The following is a 19979-nucleotide window of genomic DNA, read 5'->3' as shown; positions in this document are numbered from 1 at the left end:
AGTTATTAAATTTTTAGATAAAATTCATTGGCTTCAATTTCTGGAGCTAGCTCCATCACCAAGGTATTTTCACACATCTTTTTTAATCCGTTGCGAACGTCAACAAATTGATTGTGTAACGGACATGGATTTGTAGATGAGCAACTATTTAAACCTAGAGCACAGGAAGTAAATATCTGATCGCCATCTATAGCTTTAACAATTTGGGATAGTTTTATTTCAGCATCTTTTTTTAAATAAAACCCACCATTTGGGCCTTTTTTAGACAAGATTATTTTACCTCTTGCGAGTTCTTGGCAAATCTTGGCTGTAAAGGGTTCGGGGGAATCAACAGCTTTTGCTATTTCTGAAATATTAGAGCGTAAACCCTTATGAGATTGTTTGGCGATAAAGAACACTGCTCTTATCCCATATTCACAGGCTTTTGAAAACATATTTCGGGGAGTTTATTTCTTCAAATGTAACTAATAAGACCTAAACTTTAAAAATTACTTTTTTGTAAGTATAGCTTCAGAAATATCATTTACAAAAGAAACACCTTTATCCTTATTATACCAAAGCTGTAACCTTTCTTTAAAAACAGCATCAATCTGTCCGTGTTCTGCCTTATAATCTGTTAACAGCTTAGTAGCAGCTTTAGATCGTGGACCCCAGCTTTGTAACACATTATTAGTTTCATCTAGAATAATAACAATAGGTATAGATCGTGAACCATTGGTGAGAAATTCATCCATCAAAAGTGGATTATCATCGCGAAGAACAATTTTTAAATCTATATTCTCTGAAAGTTGTGCAATTTTATTTAGATAAGGAAGTGTATGTGCTGCATCACCACACCAAGGCTCTGTAATAACAAGCCAAGTTTGTTTAACAGGGTTATTTTTAAAATTAACTATCTGCTCTTCTGCAATCTTTGCTGTTTTATCAAGTCTTTTTGTGCGACTAAAATTCAATTTTGTGTAATTTACTTTTTCAGGACTTTGTTCACCGGTACTTCTTTCGCTTTCAACCAATTGTTTAAAAAGTAAGTTGTATTGGTTATAATCCATTGCTTTACTAAGCGAGTTCTCTATCAATTTATTCATAGTATTCTTTCAAGTTATTTATTTAGGGAGGTATAGTTAGTAAAATGGCAACTTACTACACAAAAGGTGTTGTCGCTTTGAAAGTAAGCTGTTTACATAAATAATTAAAAATCTTTCTTTTTTGCAATTCGCCATATAAAAAATGTAGGTATAATCACCCAAAACAGTAAAGCTATAGAAGCGATAACAAGTCCAAAATTCGTTCCGAAGAATTTTTGAAAAACAGCTCCTGTATAGCCCAAAAGCGCTGAGATATCTAATTTTAAAAGTATCAATACCCTAGAGAGATCTATAGGATTAAACAAAGTAGCAACCAACGAAAATTTATCCAGCGGGTATTCTTGAAAATACAGTAGTGAAATTAAAAATATAGCGTCGTAAATTACAGCCATAAAAAGCCAAAGCAAAATAGCATATCCAAATCCTTTAATTTTATTTTCATTAAAAAGCGCTATAACAAATGCCAAAGCAGTAAATATAAAGGTTAAGAAAACACCTGTAACTAACAGAAGTGAAAAATCCCATATCGCACTGCTATTAAATATACCGTAAAATACAAAGGGAATTCCTAGCCCTATAACCAAACTCATAGCAAGCGAACTTGCTACACCAAAGTATTGGCCTAAAAATATGGAGCTTCGCTTTATAGGCTGTGCTAAAAGAAGTTCGGTAAACTCGCGCGAGCTATAATAGTACATTACGCCAAAAATGGTTCCTATAAGCGGTACTAAAACAATAATTACATTCATCATTGTTATTACAGCGTTAGATAGCGCATTGTTTAAAAAAAGTAGCATTAACCCAAGGAGCAGGTAAAATAAAAAATATACGTAGCTCCAACGGCTTCGCATTAAATCGTAAAAACTATATTTTAATATTTTAAACATAACTACTAGATAAAATTGAGGCTATGGCGTGTTCAAAATCAGGCTGTGCTGTTTTGGTTTTAAGCTCGTTTATACTTCCTTTAAAATAAATTTTCCCTTCTAGAAGAAATACAATTTCATCAGATACTTCTTCTACAAAACTCAAGATATGCGAAGTAATCAAGATGGTTTTCCCTTTTTCTTTTTCAGCTTTTATCAGGTTTTTTAAACGCAAATGCGAAATAGGATCTAGTCCATTTGTAGGTTCGTCTAGGATGATTAACGGACTGTCAAACATAAAGGTCAACACTAAGTTTACTTTTTGTTTTGTACCACCAGAGAGGTTTACCAGCTTTTTATTGAGAAATGGCTCTAGATTAAATAGCGCTATTAGCTCTTCATCTTTAGTCGTTTTTGTATTTCGTAAATCTTTAAGCATCGCTACAAGCTCTTTAACTTTCAAGTTTCCTGGAAAGTTGGCTATTTGCGGTAAGTAATCTATTTCGTTTCTGTATTTAAAATGATTTTTTAAGGATTCACCATTGATAAAAATTTGCCCTGAATCCTGTAAAACCATCCCCAGCACACATTTAATAAGCGTAGTTTTTCCTGAACCATTTGGTCCTAAAATTGAAAATATTCCGCCGCGATCAATAGTAAGATCAATGCCTTTGAGCACTTCGTTTTTACCAAATTTTTTATATAAATCTTTAACTTCTATCATGATTTATTATTTTCATTTTTGGGTGATTGTCTACCAAATTATCTGGGGTGAAAACGGGGGAAACTTTTTCTGAAAAATCAATAAGGTCTATAAAAAGACTTCGCAACAAAACAATGGCTTCTGGGGTGCGGTTTACGATGTACGAAAACAGCTTTACGGGTCTGTATGGCACATCGCCAATTCCGTTTTTATCTAAATCGTAACCCGTGTAATTACTCCAAAAATTATTGTTGAATTTATTGTCGTTTAGTCTGCTATTGTACGAAATATCAAAGGAGTTGTACAAAAAGTTATTCGTTTCAAAAACATTGGTGTAGCAGGCTCCGCGTACTTTTACAGCCCAACCATTCCTAATAAAATCATTGTTAGTATACTCAATACGATTGCTGCCTTCTACATTAATACCAATAGTGTTTTCTTCAAAAACATTATGAGTAATCTTGGAGTCGTTTATTTCTTTTAACAAAAGTCCAAAAGCTGCCGTGCCCCAGTTTTTCTTAAAAACATTGTGGTTCATAGCTACAAATTTTGAAAACATAACAGCCACTCCTGCCCCATTGTTTTCAAACGTATTGTACTCATAAATATCGTTATTGCTAAACATAAAGTGTAAGCCATAGCGCAGATTATTCTTGCTTAGGTTATGACTGATTACAATATTGTCTGAAAATTCTAGATAGATTCCGTCACGAACATTTTCTACCGTATTTGCGCGCACCTCAACGTTTTTGCAGTACCAAAGTTGAATGCCGTTACCAGAATTGTATTCGTCTACAGCATCTCCTTTTATTTTGTTGTTTAAAACTTTACCGAAGTTAGATTTTTCGAGATAAATTCCGAAGAAAAGATTTTCCAGCTCTAAATTCTGAATTAAAAAGCCATTTTTCTTAATTACACGAACGGCAGAATAATCTTCGGTATAACTAGTGCCAACATTTATTATTTTAAAACCGTCTACAGTAACATTGTCTGAAACAATTTTAATAACCTCTCCCTTCTCTTCACCATCGATAGTAGGCAGATTTTCACCCAACAGTACAATGCTTTTATCTATAATAATGTTTATTTCTTTATAGATTCCTTTCTTTACTAAAACCGTATCGCCTGCTACAGCTTGATTAATTCCTTCCTGAATTGTTTTTACAGTACAGGAATTACAAACGTTTATAGTTTTTGCCCACACTTTTATAGTGCCAAAAATTAGCAAAAGAAAAAAGAATATATGAAGGTTTTTTTTCAAGTTTAAAATGAATTTATTTCTGAAAAAGTTAGCAAACTGAAGCTTAACGAATAATTAAAAACTTAGAGTTTTCCACAGCCTTAACCCAATGGGGTATTTCTTTAGGAAACTTGAAATCTTGATGTTTTTTTATAGTAAATACTTCAGAATTAATGTGAAAGTTTATCTCGCCTTCTAATACAATTAATTGTGCGTCTCTAGCCGAAATGTGTTCGGGAAAAGTAGCGCCATTTTCTAAACTAATGAGAAGGGTTTCGGCAGGACCAGTATTCAACTTTGAAACTTGAAGTTTGTTGAAACCTTGATTACCTATGGTATTGTTAATTTGATACATATTCTATTTATTTTAAATGATTTTGAATTTCTTCCCAAGAAAAAATCTTACCTGTAAATTTTTCCATCGCTTGTTGAGCAAACTTTTCATCTTTAAAAGCGGAAAGATTAGCCCCCATAGGGCTTGAAATTTGATCGCTAATTAAATACCAAGCCTGTGTAGCATCTGTAAGCTGTCCCGGCTGGTTAAAATCTGCTGTTAAATACAAAGAGACTTCAGTGTTTTTAAATTCATCTCCTATAGAATTAAGCATACACTCTATGGCGTCATACTTATATGCCTTCCCTTTTGAAGTAACAATTTGTGAAGCGTGATGGCTATCCACTATATTCATATTGCAGTAATGACAAGCGTCGGTTCCGTATGTTATTTGTTTTGGGCTTAGATTGCAAGAAACAAACAAGCCTGTAATCATCGTTAAAAAGACTAAAGATTTCATTATAGTGTACAGGTTTTAAAAATGATATTTCTAATTAGTTTTATATTCTTTCTTTCCTATAAAGAATGCAATAATGGTTAACATCATACCAGCAAACATCATATATGCTCCAGTTGCTGGCCAAGAGTCTACATCAAAATTCAGCATTTTTTGATAGCCTAAAAGCGGGGGTTTATACGTCATAGGTGTACCGTCTGGATTAAGAAGCTTCATAATGGCTTTAGGGTCTAAATCGCTGCCGTATTCGGCAAGCCAGGAATTGAAATCGTACATACCCAAAATTCCAAGTACAGACATAAGGATAAACCAGCCAATAAACCAATTGTAGCTAATTTTGTTAAAGAAACCGAGCAAGCCTATAAGAACACCTATTGCAACCATTGCGCCAATTACCATAGGGAACACTTGAAACTCCCACATATCTTTCGCTTCAGGTATTGTTTTCATACCAATATAATGGTTCAACCCATCTATGTTTTGAATGTCAAACTCCTGTACCCCTTTAATTCCTTCAATATAAATATCCATTCCTAAAGGATCTGGGTATTGAGGAGCGCCGAGCATAATATTCCAAAGAGGAAATTTAAAGAGTCCTAACAACAACATAGAACCAATTACCATTACTATTCCTGCTTTCTTCATTTTTCTTAAATTTTAAGTCTTAAACGGCTGTAGGTAGTTAGCTTGAGCTTTAATTTTATAATTTAAAAAGCCAACTATTTTTACATAAGCCGAGAATTCTACAACTTCCGTTTTTTCACGGCTAAATACTCTAAACTTCTTTAAGTATTTAGCCGTTAAAAACTTGGTTTAATCTTCTCCTAAAGACCATTTAAGTTTTATATCTGAACTAGCAGGGCTTACACGAACATAGCCTTGCATCTCTTGGTGTAATGCAGAACAAAAGTCTGTGCAATAAAATGGCCATACTCCAGGTAATTTAGGCTCCCAAACAAAAGTTTCGGTCTGTCCTGGCATAATTAACAACTCTGAAGTGTTTGCGCCTATCATACTTATACCGTGTGGCACATCGTAATCCTGCTCGTGGTTAGTAACGTGGAAGTATACTTTATCACCCACTTTTATACCCTCTATATTATCTGGATTAAAGTGACTGCGAATCATAGTCATATAAATATGAACTTCGTTTCCGTTGCGTTCTATCCTAGCATCGGCATCTGTAAGCGTTGCATAAGGGTGTTTGTTTTCTGATAACTTAAACAATTGCTTTGAGTTTTTGGCTACAATATTTGCGGGAATACCAGCGGCATAGTGTGGTTCTCCTATGGTTGGAAAATCTAACAACAGTTCCATTTTATCACCACTTATGTCGTACAATTGTGCAGATTGAGTTACTTCAGGACCTGTTGGCAAGTAACGGTCTTTTGTAATCTTGTTTAAAGAAACAAAGTACTTGCCAAAAGGTTTTCTGGAGTTTCCACCAGGTATCATCCCGTGTCCAACAGAATAGAAAGCTGGTTGTCGGTCTACAACCTCCCAAGTGTCGAGTTTCCATTTTACTACTTCAGAAGAGATAAAAAATGTGGTATAGGCATTTCCTTGCCCATCAAACTCTGTGTGTAATGGTCCTAAGCCTGGTTGTTTTACAGTTCCCGCAAGTACGTCTTCAAATTTTAAAATTGGAATTCCGTAAGCTTCACCATCAAACTTTTTATTTTCAATAGCTGCAAGCATTTTAGTGAAAGAATGCACTGTTAAATCTGCAGAAAGCTTTCCATTTCCAACGATGTATTCTCCCGTTGGGTCTACATCGCATCCATGTGGAGATTTTGGGGTTGGTAAGAAAAACACAGCGCCTGGAACATCTAATGGGTCAACAGTAAGCACTTCGTCTATAGTAGTAGATGTTGCCATATGTGTTTCATCACTGTAAACATTATGGGAATAATTGGTAGGAACTTTTGTGCCTCCTCCATTATTGACGTATTCTTCAATTTTTTTCCAATTGACAGCCGCGATAAAATCTTTATCATTTTGCGAAGCATTTACTTCAAGTAAAGTATTTGCTTCTTCGGTATTGTATGTTGTAAAAAAGAACCACCCGTGAGATTTATCGCGACCAGGGTGAGAAAGGTCATAATCAAAACCAGGCATCATCAACTGAAATTTAATAGCCATACGGCCCGTATCTGGCGCTACACTAATAAATGTAAGTGACCCCTTAAAGTTTCCTTTATAGTCTTTAATAGGCATATCCCGTTGTGGAATAGGCACAGAGAAACGCGTTCCAGCAACTACATACTCTGTGTTTTCTGTTATAAACGAGGAACTGTGATTACCTGCGCTGTTTGGCACTTCAATAATTTCGGCAGTTTCAAAGGTTGTTAAATCTACCCGTGCAATACGCGGCGTGTTGTTTTCATTTATAAAAACCCAACGCCCATCTAATTCGCCATTTGTTTGTGATATGTCTGGGTGATGCGCATCTCCCCAAGGAACAAAACCATAAGAAGTTTCCAGCATAGGCTTAGTCTCTTCATTATAACCATAAGCCTTTTCTGCATCTTGTGAAAAAACAGGAATTACTTTAAACAATCGCCCAGATGGTAGCCCATAAACTGAAAGTTGTCCACTAAAACCACCCGAAATAAAGGCGTAAAACTCATCGTGCTCTCCTGGAGCAACGTACACTTTTTCGGCAGCGTTGGTCGCTAATCCACCTTGCCCTTTGTTTGCTTTTTTGTCTCCACCAGGATTACAACTCACCATAGCAGCAAGCATAACTAAGGAAACTAAGATATTGATTGTTTTTTTCATCGTTTTAGGATTTAGGTTAAGGTTAATTAGTTTTCTATGAATATTATTTATCTATAAAATTTTTACAGCAATTGCCTTTAGTAAGTATTTACACCACTGACCGCCACTATTAAAAAATTGAAATAGTTCAGTTTTTTTCAGTTGTTAAACAAGCTTAATAAACTAAGGCCAACACAATAATTAAAGCGTTCTGAAATATTCTAGAACTTGGCGAGCCTCTTCTTCTGTAAGGTTTTGATTTGCCATTGGGGAACCGTTGAATTCTATTAAGAGCGCTTTTGCTAAAGGATCTTTTTGAGTCATCTCCTCGGGGTTAAGAATCATATTCATTATCCACTCTGGTGTACGTCTTTCTAAAATACCCTTAGGCGCTGGCCCTATAAACTTTTTATCTGGTTTATGACAAGCCATACATTTTGTCTTGTATACCTCCATCCCTTTTGCAGCCATTGCCTGATCTACTGTTGTAGGTAGCGTTAAACTTGAAACTGGCCCTATCCCCTTGTTTGTTAGCTCTACCATTTGGGAAGGCTTTTGGGTAGCTTCTTCTTCTTTTTTAGTTTCAGTAACTTCTGGCTTTTGACCAATCTGAATTTTATCGGTTTTCTTCTCTTCTTTTCCGCCACAACCAAACATTGTTATAATTGCTACAGCAGCTAATAATCTCATTATTTTTTTCATATCGAACGTATTAATTTACTAGACAAATTTAGGTTTCAATTGATGTAAATTATATGACTTTAGTCATGATTTAAGATGTTTTTATCTTTTTTATGTTTAAAAACAAAAAAGTCATCAAACAATTGGCTGCTAGTTATTTGCATTTCGCTTTTCTGAAAAAAAATTAAAAATTGTATTACTACTGAAGTGTTTAGCTAGTAATACTTTAAAGATTATTCTACTATTAAAAGTTTATTCTTTTTGAGGGCACGTAACAGGGTGCTTACGTATTCGCGTATAGAAGTTATTGGTTTTGGAGGGTCTATAATGTCTATTTTACCGCGCCAAATTAAATCGCGATCTACGCCAGGACACAAGCAATACAAGGATGTTTCGGTGTTGTAAACAGGGTAATCTTCTGTTTGCTCTGTATTTTGAATAGGTTTGTTTTCGTAATAATAATCGCTAAAGGTTTCAAAAGACTTAGAAATATTTCTATAGGATTGTGTTATACTAACTTTGTTTTCTTGTCCTGTAACTTTCGAAAATAATACAGCATCAAACCCAGCAGCAAGCAATTCATTTTCAAAATTACTTAGGTTTTCTTCCGTTTTATTATTTTCAGATATAGTACTTTCAAAATAATCAACACTCTTAACAGCAATTATATTATTTTCTTTTAAAGCTTTTACTAGGCTATACTCAAACTCACGTTGTAGCCCCCCGTCTGGGGTTAAACCAACAACAAGTACTTTATTAGCTTGAAAATTTGGCATTTCTGTATTAACGTATTCATCTACAATACGTATACTAGAACAGCCAGTTAGCAACAATACAACAACTGTTATAGCAATTATTTTTTTCATAAGTGTGTTTAGAATTTAAAACACTAAATAGGTTAATACCTGTTTCACCTAAATTTAATGGTTTAGTGTAAAGGTACGTTTTTTCGCTATTAAACTCAACACAAAATGACTTATAACCATTTTTAAATCAAGCAATTATAATTATTTGTTCTGAAAAACATTAATTAATTTGTTATAGGTATCACCAAAGTTGGTGTATGTGTGTGTTTCCCCACTCTATTTACAACTGGTTCTCTAAAAAGTTTTTTTAAAAAGGCGTGTTTATGGTAAACAAGAGCTAGTAAATCTATAGAGTTACTATCAATAAAATTATGAAGTGTTTTTGAAACACTTTCAGTTTTCGAGATAAAGTGAAAGTCTGTATCGTACTCTGTTAGATTATTTTTATATTGTTCTAAATTCTGTTCTTGTTTTGGAGTAAGCTTAGTTTGGCTTCCTACATGTACTAGATGAATAGTAGAACTGTATTGACGTACTAATCTAAGTATAGGTTTCAATTTTGACAATTGATAAAAATCATTGTAGTCTGTAGCAAACCCAATATTTGATGGAATAACAAAGTTTACTTTATTAGGCACTACAAGCAATGGGCAGCCTTCTAAAGATTTGGTTATTTTAATGGTTGTACTACCCACCAGCACGTCTTCAGCGCCAGTGCGTCCTTTACTTCCCATTACAACAAGGTCTATACCTTCTGAAGCTACTAACGAATTTATAGATTTAGACAAGGATGCTGGTGTTGATAAAAGCTCATAATCATGTGTTACTTTTGAAGAATCTAGTTTTATTTGATCTATTAACTTTTTACCATCTTCATCAGATTGTTTGTAGAGTTTGTCTATTATACTTTCTGAACGACCAATGTCTACTCTACTAGTTAATTTTCCTACTTCATCACTAAAAGAATGTAGTATTGTTATTTGTAAGGCTTCATCGCTAAAAAGTTTTGACACATATATTAAAGCGGCATATGCATTTTTTGAGAAGTCTGTAGGTACTAGAATTTTTTTCATTTTTATGGCTTTAAATTTTGAACTAAAATTAATCAATGTGAGAACAACTAAATATGACGAATATCAGTCTGCTACACTACAATCTTTAAGATATACGTTTACTGTAATTATTATTCATGAAGAATTAAAAATGGAATTTCAGACTGGTAAGAGGAAGTATCACTCATTGGTTTGAAAAGCAATCGCTGAATTAAGTTTAGGTTCTTCCCTACTATTGCAACCATATTGATTTCCCAAGTTTCTACAAAATCTTGAATTCCTGTTTCTATCTTTTTATGTTCTAGAAAGTGAAAGCTGTGTTTAGTTTCTTTAAAGAAAGAATGTAAAAACCCTTTATTATCTGTTTGAAACTCTGTAGGCGCAGTATTTTGAGAACGGATATGAAGCACTCTTAAAGCGGCAGTCTGTAATTTAAGTGTATAGGAAAGTGCACTAATAACTTTATTGCGGTAAATACAGTTATAATCTGTGAGAAAAGCAATGTTGTTTATTTTTTTAAAGCTTGCGTTTTCAGGAATTATAAAAACAGGGCATTTTACTTTAGTTATTACGTTGCTGGTATTGCTTCCCAATTCATTTTTATTTGCATTAGAAGCTCCCTTAGTTCCCATCAAAATAAAGTGAATCTCCTTTTCTTTTACTTGCTTACGGATGGCTTCTACTAAATGCACATTATCGTATATAGGGATAAAAGTATGATCGGTGTTTTTTGTAATTAACTTACAGCTTTCAATTTGTTCTTTTAGCATTATAGATGGGCTATTAAGAACTTGATTTCCTCCAAAGGAATCGTTTATTACCTCGGGTTTCTCTTCTACGGTAGATGGATTTTTAAGTGAAATATGAAGAATATAAAAATTTACAGCTATATCAGCAAAATACTCTAATGCATACCGAATGGCAGCGCGTGAATTTTCAGAGAAATCCGTCGGGATTAGTATATTCATCATTACATCATAATCTTACCGACAAAACTATTTGTATTGGGTGAGGCAGAAAATGACAAAAATCAGTTTTAAGGAAATTGTTATTATAGTGACTATATAAAAGTACTTTTAAACAAAGTGCTATTCAATTTCGCGTAAACTTTCCAAATTGACAATGTGAATGTTGCGGCCTTCTATTTCAATAAGCCCGTCTTTTTTAAAATCGGAAAGAGTTCGAATCAAACTTTCAGTGGCTATTCCCGCAGTAGTGGCCAAATCGTTCCGAGAAATCCGGAGAGGAGTACCCGGTTTTTTGTTCATTACATCAACAAAAAGAAGAATGGTAGCTGCTGTTTTTTTTCTTACTGAGCTATAAGCCATTCTAATTAATTGTTGTTTTATTTCAGAAAGATTATCTGTAATTAGGTTCATCAATTCCAACGAAACATCTTGGCTTTTTTTAAGAATATCTTTCACATGTTTTTTTGACACGGCCACAACTTCAGTATCTTCAACAGTTGTAGCGGACTCATTATAAGGAATAGTGCCCTCAAAGGAAGTGAAGCCCAAAAAGTCATCCGCTTTGTATAATCCTGTAATCAATTCCTTTGCGTTAGCATCCATAGTGTGTGTTTTAACCACACCTTTTAAAATAAGAAACAAACTGTTTGAATGATCTCCTGTTCTATAAATTGCTTCTCCTCTTTTATAAGTTGACACTTCGCCTTCATCACAAAAAAAATTCTTTAATTGATTTAGGTTTTGAGGATTCTCATCATCAATCATATTTTCTGCATGATTTTTATCACGCATTGCTAAGATGGTCGCTTTTGCCAAACGGCTTTCTATGGCACTCATTAATTCTTCCTCATCAAACGGTTTTGTAAGATAATCATCAGCGCCCATATCCATTCCTCTTCGGATTTCCTTATGCTCCGTTTTGGCTGATAGAAAAATAAAAGGAATATGTTTGGTTTTTTCTTCTAAAGATACGGCCTCCAAAACTCCATAACCGTCTATTTCTGGCATCATTATATCACAAACAATAACGTTTGGATTTACATTTTTTGCTTTTTCAATCCCGATTTTACCATTAGGGGCTGTAAAAACCTTATAGCCTGACAGCTCCAAAAGTTCAGCCGTATTCTCTCTTAATGCGCTATCATCTTCAATGAGAAGTATTGTTTTCATTTTAATCTATATTAATTTTTGTTGGGAAAGAAATTGTAAACGTGCTGCCCTTGCCTTCTTCACTTTCAAAGGTGATTGTGCCCCCAAGATTCTCTAAGTGGCTTTTCACGATATTGAGACCAATACCTGTTCCTTGATCTAAAAGTGCATTTTCGGCACGGAAATACCTATTAAATATAAACTTTTGTTCCTGCTGTGGAATGCCCATTCCCTGGTCTATAATTTCTATTTCAACGGCATCTACCTTCGGGGTTACTACAACATCTATGATTGTAGATTCTGATGAATATTTAATTGCGTTATTTATAAGATTTGTAAGGGATAGTTCTAGAATTTTTTCGTCAAAATTTATGGTAATATTGTCGATATTTCTGGGATAGTTAATTTTCTGTCCGTCTTTTAGTAACATATTCGAGTTGTATATTACTTCATTAACTACTTTACTTAAGGCAACAGTATCAAACTTATAGTTGGTTTTACCAGATTCCAATCGCTCAATAGACAGAAAGTCATTTAGAATATTGTTTAGGTATTTTACTTTGCTCTGAATAGTCTTTAAATGTTTTTCCCTTTTATACTGTTGAGCTGTCTCGGTATATTTTCCAGCAAGTGTGGCTGAAGTAAGAATACCACTCAAAGGCGTTTTAAACTCATGCGACACCAAGGATAGAAACTTGGTTTTTAATTCGTTAAGTTCCCGTTCTTTTCGTAACGATTCTTTTATTTTGTGCTCAGCTTCCTTGCGTTTGGAAACTTCTTCTTTAAGCTCTTTGATTGTTTTTTTAAGTTCCTTAGTACGTTCCTCAATTTTTTGTTCTAAAGATAAGTTGAACTCAATTATTTCCAACTCCTGATTTTTACGCACGGAAATATCTGTAACCAAAGCCATCACATACTTACTACCGTTTATTTCGAAGGGATTAAGACCAGCCTCTACAGGAAAAGTACTTCCATCTTTACGCTTTCCATATAGGTCCCGACCATGCCCCATTTGACGAGAATCACTTTTTTTTAAAAATTCACCTACCTGTTTGGGGTGGCTACGGTGGTATTCTTTTGGAATGAGAATATCTAACTTTTCTCCCAAAAGCTCATGCGTCTCATATCCAAACATTTTGTCAGCAGCATCGTTGGAAGTGACAATTTCCTGTTTCTCATTAACGATGACTATACCTTCCGAAATGGCTTCAGAAAGAATCTTGAAAATATTTACTTTTTTTTCTTCAAAAACCTTCATCTTCCAAAAGTAAGGATTTTAAAGAGTCTTTGCTACCTGATTAATGTCATAAAATCCCACATAAAAACATAGTAGATTTACACCATTAAAAATAAAATAATATGGACGCTATAACTAAGCCATAATTGTTATATTATCTAAAAATGGGGCGCTTTTTTATTCTATCGCTGCGCTGCTTATAATTGTTTGCTTAATATTATAAATCAAAATCCGCAACACTATGAGAATTCTTCTATCTACTCTTTTTTTAAGCATCTTTCTTGGGTGTAAAAACGATTCAAAAAAAGTGGAATTTGATATTAATTCCGAAACCACTTCCAACGAAATTGTAGATTCTTTGGGTGTTTCTGACAAAGATTTCGAGACTCAACACCAAACCTTTACCATAAAACGAAAGGAATTAATCGAGAAAAAAGATGCTAAAGCAGAACTGGAAAAACTCCTTATCTCTAAATCGTTTCTAAAAGAAGGCGATTGGTATACTCTTGAATTCAAATATCCTTACCTTAACGAAGAAATCAAGCCTCAATTCGAAAATTTCAATGCATATATTAGCAAATATTATTTGGACGTCAAAGGGGTAGAAAAAGAGATTTTGGACGAAAAAAGACTTTGTGATTCTTTAGGAATTGCTAAGCAAAATGAAAAGCGAACGGTAGATTATAAAATTTACAACCTCAACGATCGGCTTATTAGTGTGCTTTTTTACAAAGAAAATCACTACACTGCCGCAGCACACGCCGCTTATACTTTTGATTGTTTAAATTTTAATTTGGAACAAGCCGTTTTTATGAATTACGAAGATTTTTTTAACATGGGTTCCGAAGAAGAACTTCGTACTATATTAAACGAACTTTTAAAGGAAAAAATAAATTTTGGTGAAATGTATTATGATTGTTGGGCAATTTCAGCAGATGATTTCTTCAGCGCTAAAAATAATTTTGTAATTAACGATGCTGTGGTGGAGTTCTATTTTGACGATTGCGTTATTTGCCCATCCTACACGGGGACGTATTCCATCCAAATTCCATTAAAAATGCTGATGCCTGTTTTAAGAAAACATAAAAAAAATCCATTGTTAGGGTAAAAATTGAGGCTATGAAAAGCAATTTTAAAGACATACTGAATTCTGAAACTCCTGTATTGATTGATTTCTTTGCAGACTGGTGTGGTCCATGTAAAATGCTTGCCCCCATACTAAAAGAAGTAAAAGATGAACTGGGAGATAAAGTGAAAATTATAAAAATAGACGTTGATAAAAACCAAGTGTTAGCGGCTCAATATCAAGTGCGCGGTGTGCCAACAATAATGCTCTTTAAAAATGGAAAGCAACTTTGGCGACAAGGCGGCGTTCTTCAAAAAAATGATTTGATTAATATCATAAAACAACACAGCGTTTAAAGACAGTTGCATAATTGTTTAAAATGACTGTATGAAAAAACCTTTCTATTCTCCATAAAAAAGCAGGAATTCAAAATAAAATTCCTGCCCTTCATCTTTAATTGATTGTAGTTAGCTATTAACTACACTTTAAAAGTCATTACCGGGAGATCGGAATGGTTTACCACGTCCTCACCAATACTGCCGGAGAAAAAATGCGCCAAGCCTTGGCGACCTTGTGTTGGTAATGCTATTAGGTCTGAATTGCTCACTTGGCTGTATCCAAAAATTCCAGCTTCCACAGAATATTCATTGTATTGAATTACCGCGTTCAAGGTTTCTATAGGGTGTGTTTCACCAGCACTTTTTAAAAAATTAAGAATCCGTTTTTCTATTTCACGCGTACTTCGGAAATCGCCCGCAAGGTTTACGTAAAGCATTTGCATATTTAATCCTAAGGTATCGAATAACTTTTGCGCACGTTTATATGGGCCGATTGAACTTTCTAAAAAATCGCAAGCAAATATTCCTAATTGCGGATTAAAATTTTCAGCACGATGTTTTATAACAAGTACTGGTATTTCAGATGTTCGAACAACTTTTTCAGTATTACTTCCCACGAAAACCTCTTTTAAACCAGAACTCCCGTGGGATCCCATAACAATTAAATCTGCTCCAAAATCACGAGCTAAATCATTTAATTCACTGAAAATTTTATAATTATGAACAGCGTCTGTCACTTTAATTCCTTCCAAATAGTCTTTGTCTAAAAAATCAATAAAACGCTTTTCCGCTAATTTCATATAGTACATAGCTTCAAAAATTTCTTTGCTTTCATCGCGCGTTAAAACGGCCTCACTAAGACCCATCATATGTATTGCAACAATTTCAGCACTTTGCTTTTTGGCGATGCTTGCTGCAACTTCCAATGCATATTCTGAATGCTTGGAAAAATCTACGGGAACTAATATTTTTTTCATAAACTTGAATTTTAGTTTTGTATGTTTTACTTTATTAATTCCAAAAGTACCTCTTCACTCCATGATGTAAAATGACCAATATCATATTGGAGTTGATGTTTAAAAAACAAAAAACCTAGTTTCGCAGACGTTTTAAGAAATAATAAATTAAAGGTTTAACTTCTAAATAAAGGTTACTTTCTGGGTTACCCCCTTAGGGCATTCCTGTTTTAAAAACGCATCATTTTAGTTCAATAGTTTTAAATTGATTTTCCAGCAGCCAGTCATTGTTACCACCTTGGTAACAGCATTATACATTAAATCCTCATAGTTTGGCAAATTATGATTTCCATTATAAGCATTCTTGCACACAGAGCTTTCTTCAATATTGCTCAATGCATGGTACGAGGCGGTATGTTTTATTATTTTAAATGCATCTCCGGCATCCAGCTAGCTTTGGTTTTTGTGAGGTATTTGGTGACAGCCATTTTTTTTCTAATTTAAATTTCCTTAGAACCTATTTTTAAAGGTTTTTTTAGAGTATGGACTACATACGGCAGTTTTTATCTACATATTTCACGCCAAGTTTCTTTAAGATTTTCTCCATCAAACACCATTTCGTAAAAGATGACTGCAATAAGTTGATGCCCACAAAACCTGTGAACCACAACCAGTTAATATTCACATAAACAGCCAAGAGAAGGCTAATTATTATAAAAATTCCGGCAATTGCCCTAATATATCTGTTAATCATACTAATGAAATTTAAAAGTTAAATACTCCGTTCTATTGGTACCACAACCGCATGTATGGGGTTGTGGGTTTCCAAATTTTCATTGAACTGCGTCACTAAACTGAAAAACGAATCAATCTTTTCATCTTCTGTAAAAGAGAAAAACATACTGCTGTCTGCTCCTCCTTTTTCAGATGGAAACCAACTAGAATTCATCCTAAAAGAAGACGCATTTTTATAGCCTTCAATATCAGAGCTACTGTAACTCTCAATAGTTGCTTTTTTAAAAAGTTGCAGCACGTCTTTTTGAAATTCGTCTACAACAGTTACAATTAATAGTTTCACAGCCTTATTCTTTAAAGTTTTTTTGTTCAATCATATAATATACTAATGGCACTACAAGCAGTGTAAGCACTGTGGAAACAATGGTTCCACCCATAAGTGAAATAGCTAGCCCTTGAAAAATAGGGTCAAACACTATCACAAAAGCTCCAATCACAACTGTTCCTGCCGTCAATAAAATTGGGGTTGTTCGCACTGCGCCAGCTTCAATTACAGCTTGTTTTAATGGTATTCCTTCCGCAGTTCTTAGGTTTACGAAATCAATTAGCAATACCGAGTTTCGCACCATAATTCCAGCCAAAGCAATCATTCCAATGAACGATGTAGCTGTAAAGAATGCACCCATTACCCAGTGACCAAGTACAATTCCTATTAACGACAGTGGTATTGCAACCATCATCACTATTGGGGCTTTAAAGTTTTGGAACCAACCTACAATTAAAATGTAAATGATGATGATTACGCCCAAAAAGGCAATTCCCAAATCGCGGAATACTTCCAACGTAATTTGCCATTCGCCATCCCATTTCACTGTAAAATCGTCTTCATGTTCTGGTTGTTGTAAATAAAGCTCATTCATTTTGTAACCAACTGGCAACTTTATTTCATTAAGCTTATCGGTCATTCCCAAAATAGCATACACAGGGCTTTCAAGTTCTCCGGCCATATCTGCCAATACATAAACCACACGCTTTTGGTTTTTGCGGTAAATACTTTTCGCACGGGTGCTTTCTTCAATAGTTACTAAATCGCCCACAGTAACCATATTACCTTGTTTTGAAGTAATTTGCAACTGCGAAATATCCTGAATTGTAGCTTTTTCTTTTTCATCCATCGCAAGTAAAATTCCAACTTGAACAGTAGTAGTCTCATCGTAAAGATTGGTTACGGGTCTGTTTGAAAGCGCCATATTCATTGTATAAACAATTTGTTGCGGCGCTATTCCGTAGCGCATTGCTTTTTCTTTGTCTATCACAAATTCATATTCCTTTTGGTCGTCTTCAACCATCCAATCTATATCTACTACATCTTGAGTTTCATTCAATATGTTTTCAACTTGTTTTGCAACTGCAATTTGTTGGTCATAATCTGGCCCATATATTTCAGCTACAATGGTTGAAAGTACTGGTGGCCCTGGTGGAACTTCCACTATTTTCACATTTGCGCCAAACTTCTTTCCTATTTCTTGAATACGTGGTCTAATTAGTTTTGCAACATCGTGACTTTGAAGTTTTCTATCGTCCTTACTAACCAAATTCACTTGAATATCGGCCATATTGCTACCGCCACGTAAATCGTAATGACGCACCAAACCGTTAAAAGTTATAGGCGCCGAAGTACCTACATAGTTTTGATAATTCACTACCAGCGGCTGTGTGGAAAGGTATTGCCCAATTTCACGAGCAACCACTGCGGTGCGCTCTAGCGTTGTTCCTTCGGGCATATCTATCACTACTTGCATTTCATTTTTATTGTCGAAAGGCAACATTTTCACAGCAACAGATTTTGTAAAGAACATCATCACAGAACCCAAAAGCATAACTACGGTAATTCCTAAAAATATAATTCGTGTCTTCTTATTTTCAATCAGAGGGGTTTCAAATTTTGAATAAATTCTATAAATAAAGGTTTCTTCCAAAGGTTTTTCTGGCTTCGGTGCTTTCCCCTTCTCCTCCTTTTCACGAAGAAAAATATAACCTAAATACGGTGTTATTGTTAGTGCTATGAATAATGATAAAATCATTGCAATGGAAGCACCAATAGGCATTGGCGACATATACGGCCCCATTAATCCTGAAACGAATGCCATTGGTAATACCGAAGCAATAACCGTGAAAGTTGCCAAAATGGTTGGATTTCCTACTTCGTTTATCGCGTAAATAGCGGCTTGCTTAAATGGCAGGCGTTTCATCCTGAAGTGTCTATGCATGTTTTCCGCAATAATAATAGAGTCATCGACGACAATTCCTGTAACGAAAACTAAAGCGAATAGCGTAATTCTATTCAGTGTATAATCGAGTAAATAATAACTCAAAAGCGTGAGCGCAAACGTAATTGGCACCGAAAGAAAAACCACCAAACCACCACGCCAGCCCATTGCGAGCATAACAATCAAAGTAACAGCAAAGATAGCTCCTAGAAGGTGCATTAATAATTCTGAAACCTTGTGGGATGCAGTTTCGCCATAATTACGTGTAATTTCTACGTGAACGTCATCGGGAACTAAGTTGCTTCGTAAATGAGCCACTTTATCGATAATTACGTCGGCAATTTTCATGGCATCCGCACCTTTTCTTTTTGCTACAGAAATGGTTACCGCAGGATATTCTGAGGGATGCTTTGAAGCATCTTCGGTAGCTCCACCAAAACCGAAGGAAACATAATTACGTGGAATTTCGGGCCCGTCAAAAATATTGGCAATTTGTTTTAAATAAATAGGTTGATTCTGCTGCACGCCAACAACTAAGTTCTCAACATCGGTAGCAGATTTTAAAAAATTACCTGTAGTAACTAAAAACTCTGTATCGTTTTTATCAAAACTACCTGAGCTCATTTGCTGGTTATTTGCCTTTATCATTTCAGAAACACCCAAAAAGTCTAACCCACTTGTAGCCAATTTATCTTTATCTAAAACTACGCGCAGCTGTCTGTTTCGCCCACCGATTTTGTGTGTGGTTGAAACTTGTCCTACTTTTTCAATTTCCTGCGTTAGTTCGTCTGAAATTTGCTTCAGTTGAAAATCGTTATAAGTTTCACTCCAAAGCGTAATTCCCAACATGGGCACATCGTCAATAGCACGTGGTTTTACAAGCGGCATGGTAACGCCTGGAGGCATCTGGTCCATATGCTTGTTCATCTCATTGTAAAGCTTTACGAAGGAACGCTCAATATCTTCACCCACATAAAACTGAACAATTACCATCGCTCCTTCTTTTGAAGAGGTAGAATACACATATTCTACTCCAGGGATGTTTGAAACTAGTTTTTCTAAAGGTTTTACAACCCTCGATTCTACTTCGGTTGGCGACGCGCCTGGGTAGCCCACAAAAATGTCGGCCATTGCCACATCAATTTGTGGTTCTTCTTCGCGCGGTATTAAAAACGAGCTCCACACACCTACGACCATAAACACGATCATTAACAGCACTGTAAGCTTCGAGCCTATAAATAACTTGGCAATTTTGCCTGCTAATCCATCCTTCATG

At 34.9% G+C, this 19979-nt stretch carries 21 protein-coding genes; 2 read left to right on the top strand and 19 right to left on the bottom strand.

Annotated elements, in window-relative coordinates:
• Positions 1–5: 5 nt before the first annotated feature.
• From ABJ955_RS12425 to ABJ955_RS12355, 15 genes are all read right to left on the bottom strand, one after another.
• Positions 6–434, bottom strand: coding sequence for an Rrf2 family transcriptional regulator (locus tag ABJ955_RS12425; protein WP_347374953.1), 429 nt, complete (start codon positions 432–434; stop codon positions 6–8).
• 54 nt (positions 435–488) lie between these two features.
• Positions 489–1085 carry a thioredoxin family protein gene (locus tag ABJ955_RS12420; RefSeq protein ID WP_347374952.1) on the bottom strand — a complete coding sequence of 199 codons (597 nt, stop codon included), beginning with the start codon at positions 1083–1085 and terminating at the stop codon, positions 489–491.
• 104 nt (positions 1086–1189) lie between these two features.
• A complete protein-coding gene (locus ABJ955_RS12415; RefSeq protein WP_347374951.1) occupies positions 1190–1972 on the bottom strand; it encodes an ABC transporter permease in 783 nt (260 codons plus the stop codon).
• A complete protein-coding gene (locus ABJ955_RS12410) occupies positions 1965–2675 on the bottom strand; it encodes an ABC transporter ATP-binding protein (RefSeq protein WP_347374950.1) in 711 nt (236 codons plus the stop codon). The genes ABJ955_RS12415 and ABJ955_RS12410 overlap by 8 nt, the downstream gene beginning before the upstream one ends.
• Positions 2662–3858, bottom strand: coding sequence for a nitrous oxide reductase family maturation protein NosD (locus tag ABJ955_RS12405; RefSeq protein WP_347374980.1), 1197 nt, complete (start codon positions 3856–3858; stop codon positions 2662–2664). Before ABJ955_RS12405 ends, ABJ955_RS12410 begins: the two co-directional genes overlap by 14 nt.
• Before the next feature lie 100 nt (positions 3859–3958).
• Positions 3959–4249 carry a cupin domain-containing protein gene (locus tag ABJ955_RS12400; protein WP_347374949.1) on the bottom strand — a complete coding sequence of 97 codons (291 nt, stop codon included), beginning with the start codon at positions 4247–4249 and terminating at the stop codon, positions 3959–3961.
• A gap of 7 nt (positions 4250–4256) precedes the next feature.
• Complete coding sequence (locus ABJ955_RS12395; RefSeq protein WP_347374948.1) at positions 4257–4688, bottom strand: nitrous oxide reductase accessory protein NosL; 432 nt, start codon at positions 4686–4688, stop codon at positions 4257–4259.
• Positions 4689–4718: 30 nt separating this feature from the next.
• Positions 4719–5330 carry a hypothetical protein gene (locus ABJ955_RS12390; RefSeq protein WP_347374947.1) on the bottom strand — a complete coding sequence of 204 codons (612 nt, stop codon included), beginning with the start codon at positions 5328–5330 and terminating at the stop codon, positions 4719–4721.
• Between the two features lie 168 nt (positions 5331–5498).
• Complete coding sequence (nosZ, locus tag ABJ955_RS12385) at positions 5499–7466, bottom strand: Sec-dependent nitrous-oxide reductase (protein ID WP_347374946.1); 1968 nt, start codon at positions 7464–7466, stop codon at positions 5499–5501.
• Between the two features lie 180 nt (positions 7467–7646).
• Complete coding sequence (locus ABJ955_RS12380) at positions 7647–8147, bottom strand: c-type cytochrome (RefSeq protein WP_347374945.1); 501 nt, start codon at positions 8145–8147, stop codon at positions 7647–7649.
• 212 nt (positions 8148–8359) lie between these two features.
• Positions 8360–8992: a lipoprotein gene (locus ABJ955_RS12375; RefSeq protein ID WP_347374944.1), complete on the bottom strand. Its 633-nt coding sequence runs from the start codon at positions 8990–8992 to the stop codon at positions 8360–8362.
• A gap of 164 nt (positions 8993–9156) precedes the next feature.
• Positions 9157–10005, bottom strand: coding sequence for a universal stress protein (locus ABJ955_RS12370; RefSeq protein ID WP_347374943.1), 849 nt, complete (start codon positions 10003–10005; stop codon positions 9157–9159).
• 110 nt (positions 10006–10115) lie between these two features.
• The gene (locus ABJ955_RS12365; RefSeq protein ID WP_347374942.1) at positions 10116–10955 is read right to left on the bottom strand and encodes a universal stress protein; all 840 of its coding nucleotides are present in this window, start codon (positions 10953–10955) and stop codon (positions 10116–10118) included.
• A 117-nt stretch (positions 10956–11072) separates the two neighbouring features.
• The gene (locus ABJ955_RS12360; protein ID WP_347374941.1) at positions 11073–12122 is read right to left on the bottom strand and encodes a response regulator; all 1050 of its coding nucleotides are present in this window, start codon (positions 12120–12122) and stop codon (positions 11073–11075) included.
• 1 nt (position 12123) lies between these two features.
• Entirely contained in the window at positions 12124–13359 is a 1236-nt protein-coding gene (locus ABJ955_RS12355) for an ATP-binding protein (protein ID WP_347374940.1), read from the bottom strand.
• Positions 13360–13579: 220 nt separating this feature from the next.
• Between ABJ955_RS12355 and ABJ955_RS12350 the strand changes: the two genes are divergently transcribed.
• Together ABJ955_RS12350 and trxA are read left to right on the top strand one after the other, a co-directional pair.
• Entirely contained in the window at positions 13580–14446 is an 867-nt protein-coding gene (locus ABJ955_RS12350) for an RsiV family protein (protein ID WP_347374939.1), read from the top strand.
• An 11-nt stretch (positions 14447–14457) separates the two neighbouring features.
• Entirely contained in the window at positions 14458–14760 is a 303-nt protein-coding gene (gene trxA / locus ABJ955_RS12345) for a thioredoxin (protein ID WP_347374938.1), read from the top strand.
• A gap of 122 nt (positions 14761–14882) precedes the next feature.
• Here trxA and ABJ955_RS12340 read toward each other — a convergent pair whose 3' ends face one another.
• From ABJ955_RS12340 to ABJ955_RS12325, 4 genes are all read right to left on the bottom strand, one after another.
• Complete coding sequence (locus ABJ955_RS12340) at positions 14883–15719, bottom strand: universal stress protein (protein WP_347374937.1); 837 nt, start codon at positions 15717–15719, stop codon at positions 14883–14885.
• 526 nt (positions 15720–16245) lie between these two features.
• Positions 16246–16452 (bottom strand): DUF2892 domain-containing protein, encoded by a 207-nt coding sequence (locus tag ABJ955_RS12335; RefSeq protein WP_347374936.1) that lies wholly within the window; start codon positions 16450–16452, stop codon positions 16246–16248.
• 18 nt (positions 16453–16470) lie between these two features.
• Positions 16471–16776 carry a hypothetical protein gene (locus tag ABJ955_RS12330; protein WP_347374935.1) on the bottom strand — a complete coding sequence of 102 codons (306 nt, stop codon included), beginning with the start codon at positions 16774–16776 and terminating at the stop codon, positions 16471–16473.
• 4 nt (positions 16777–16780) lie between these two features.
• Complete coding sequence (locus ABJ955_RS12325; RefSeq protein WP_347374934.1) at positions 16781–19978, bottom strand: efflux RND transporter permease subunit; 3198 nt, start codon at positions 19976–19978, stop codon at positions 16781–16783.
• Position 19979: the final 1 nt, after the last annotated feature.

This window comes from Aequorivita sp. Q41 (genome assembly GCF_039831855.1).
Classification (GTDB): domain Bacteria; phylum Bacteroidota; class Bacteroidia; order Flavobacteriales; family Flavobacteriaceae; genus Aequorivita.
The sequence above is the reverse complement of the archived record's forward strand: the minus strand, read 5'-3'. Positions and strand labels throughout refer to the sequence as shown.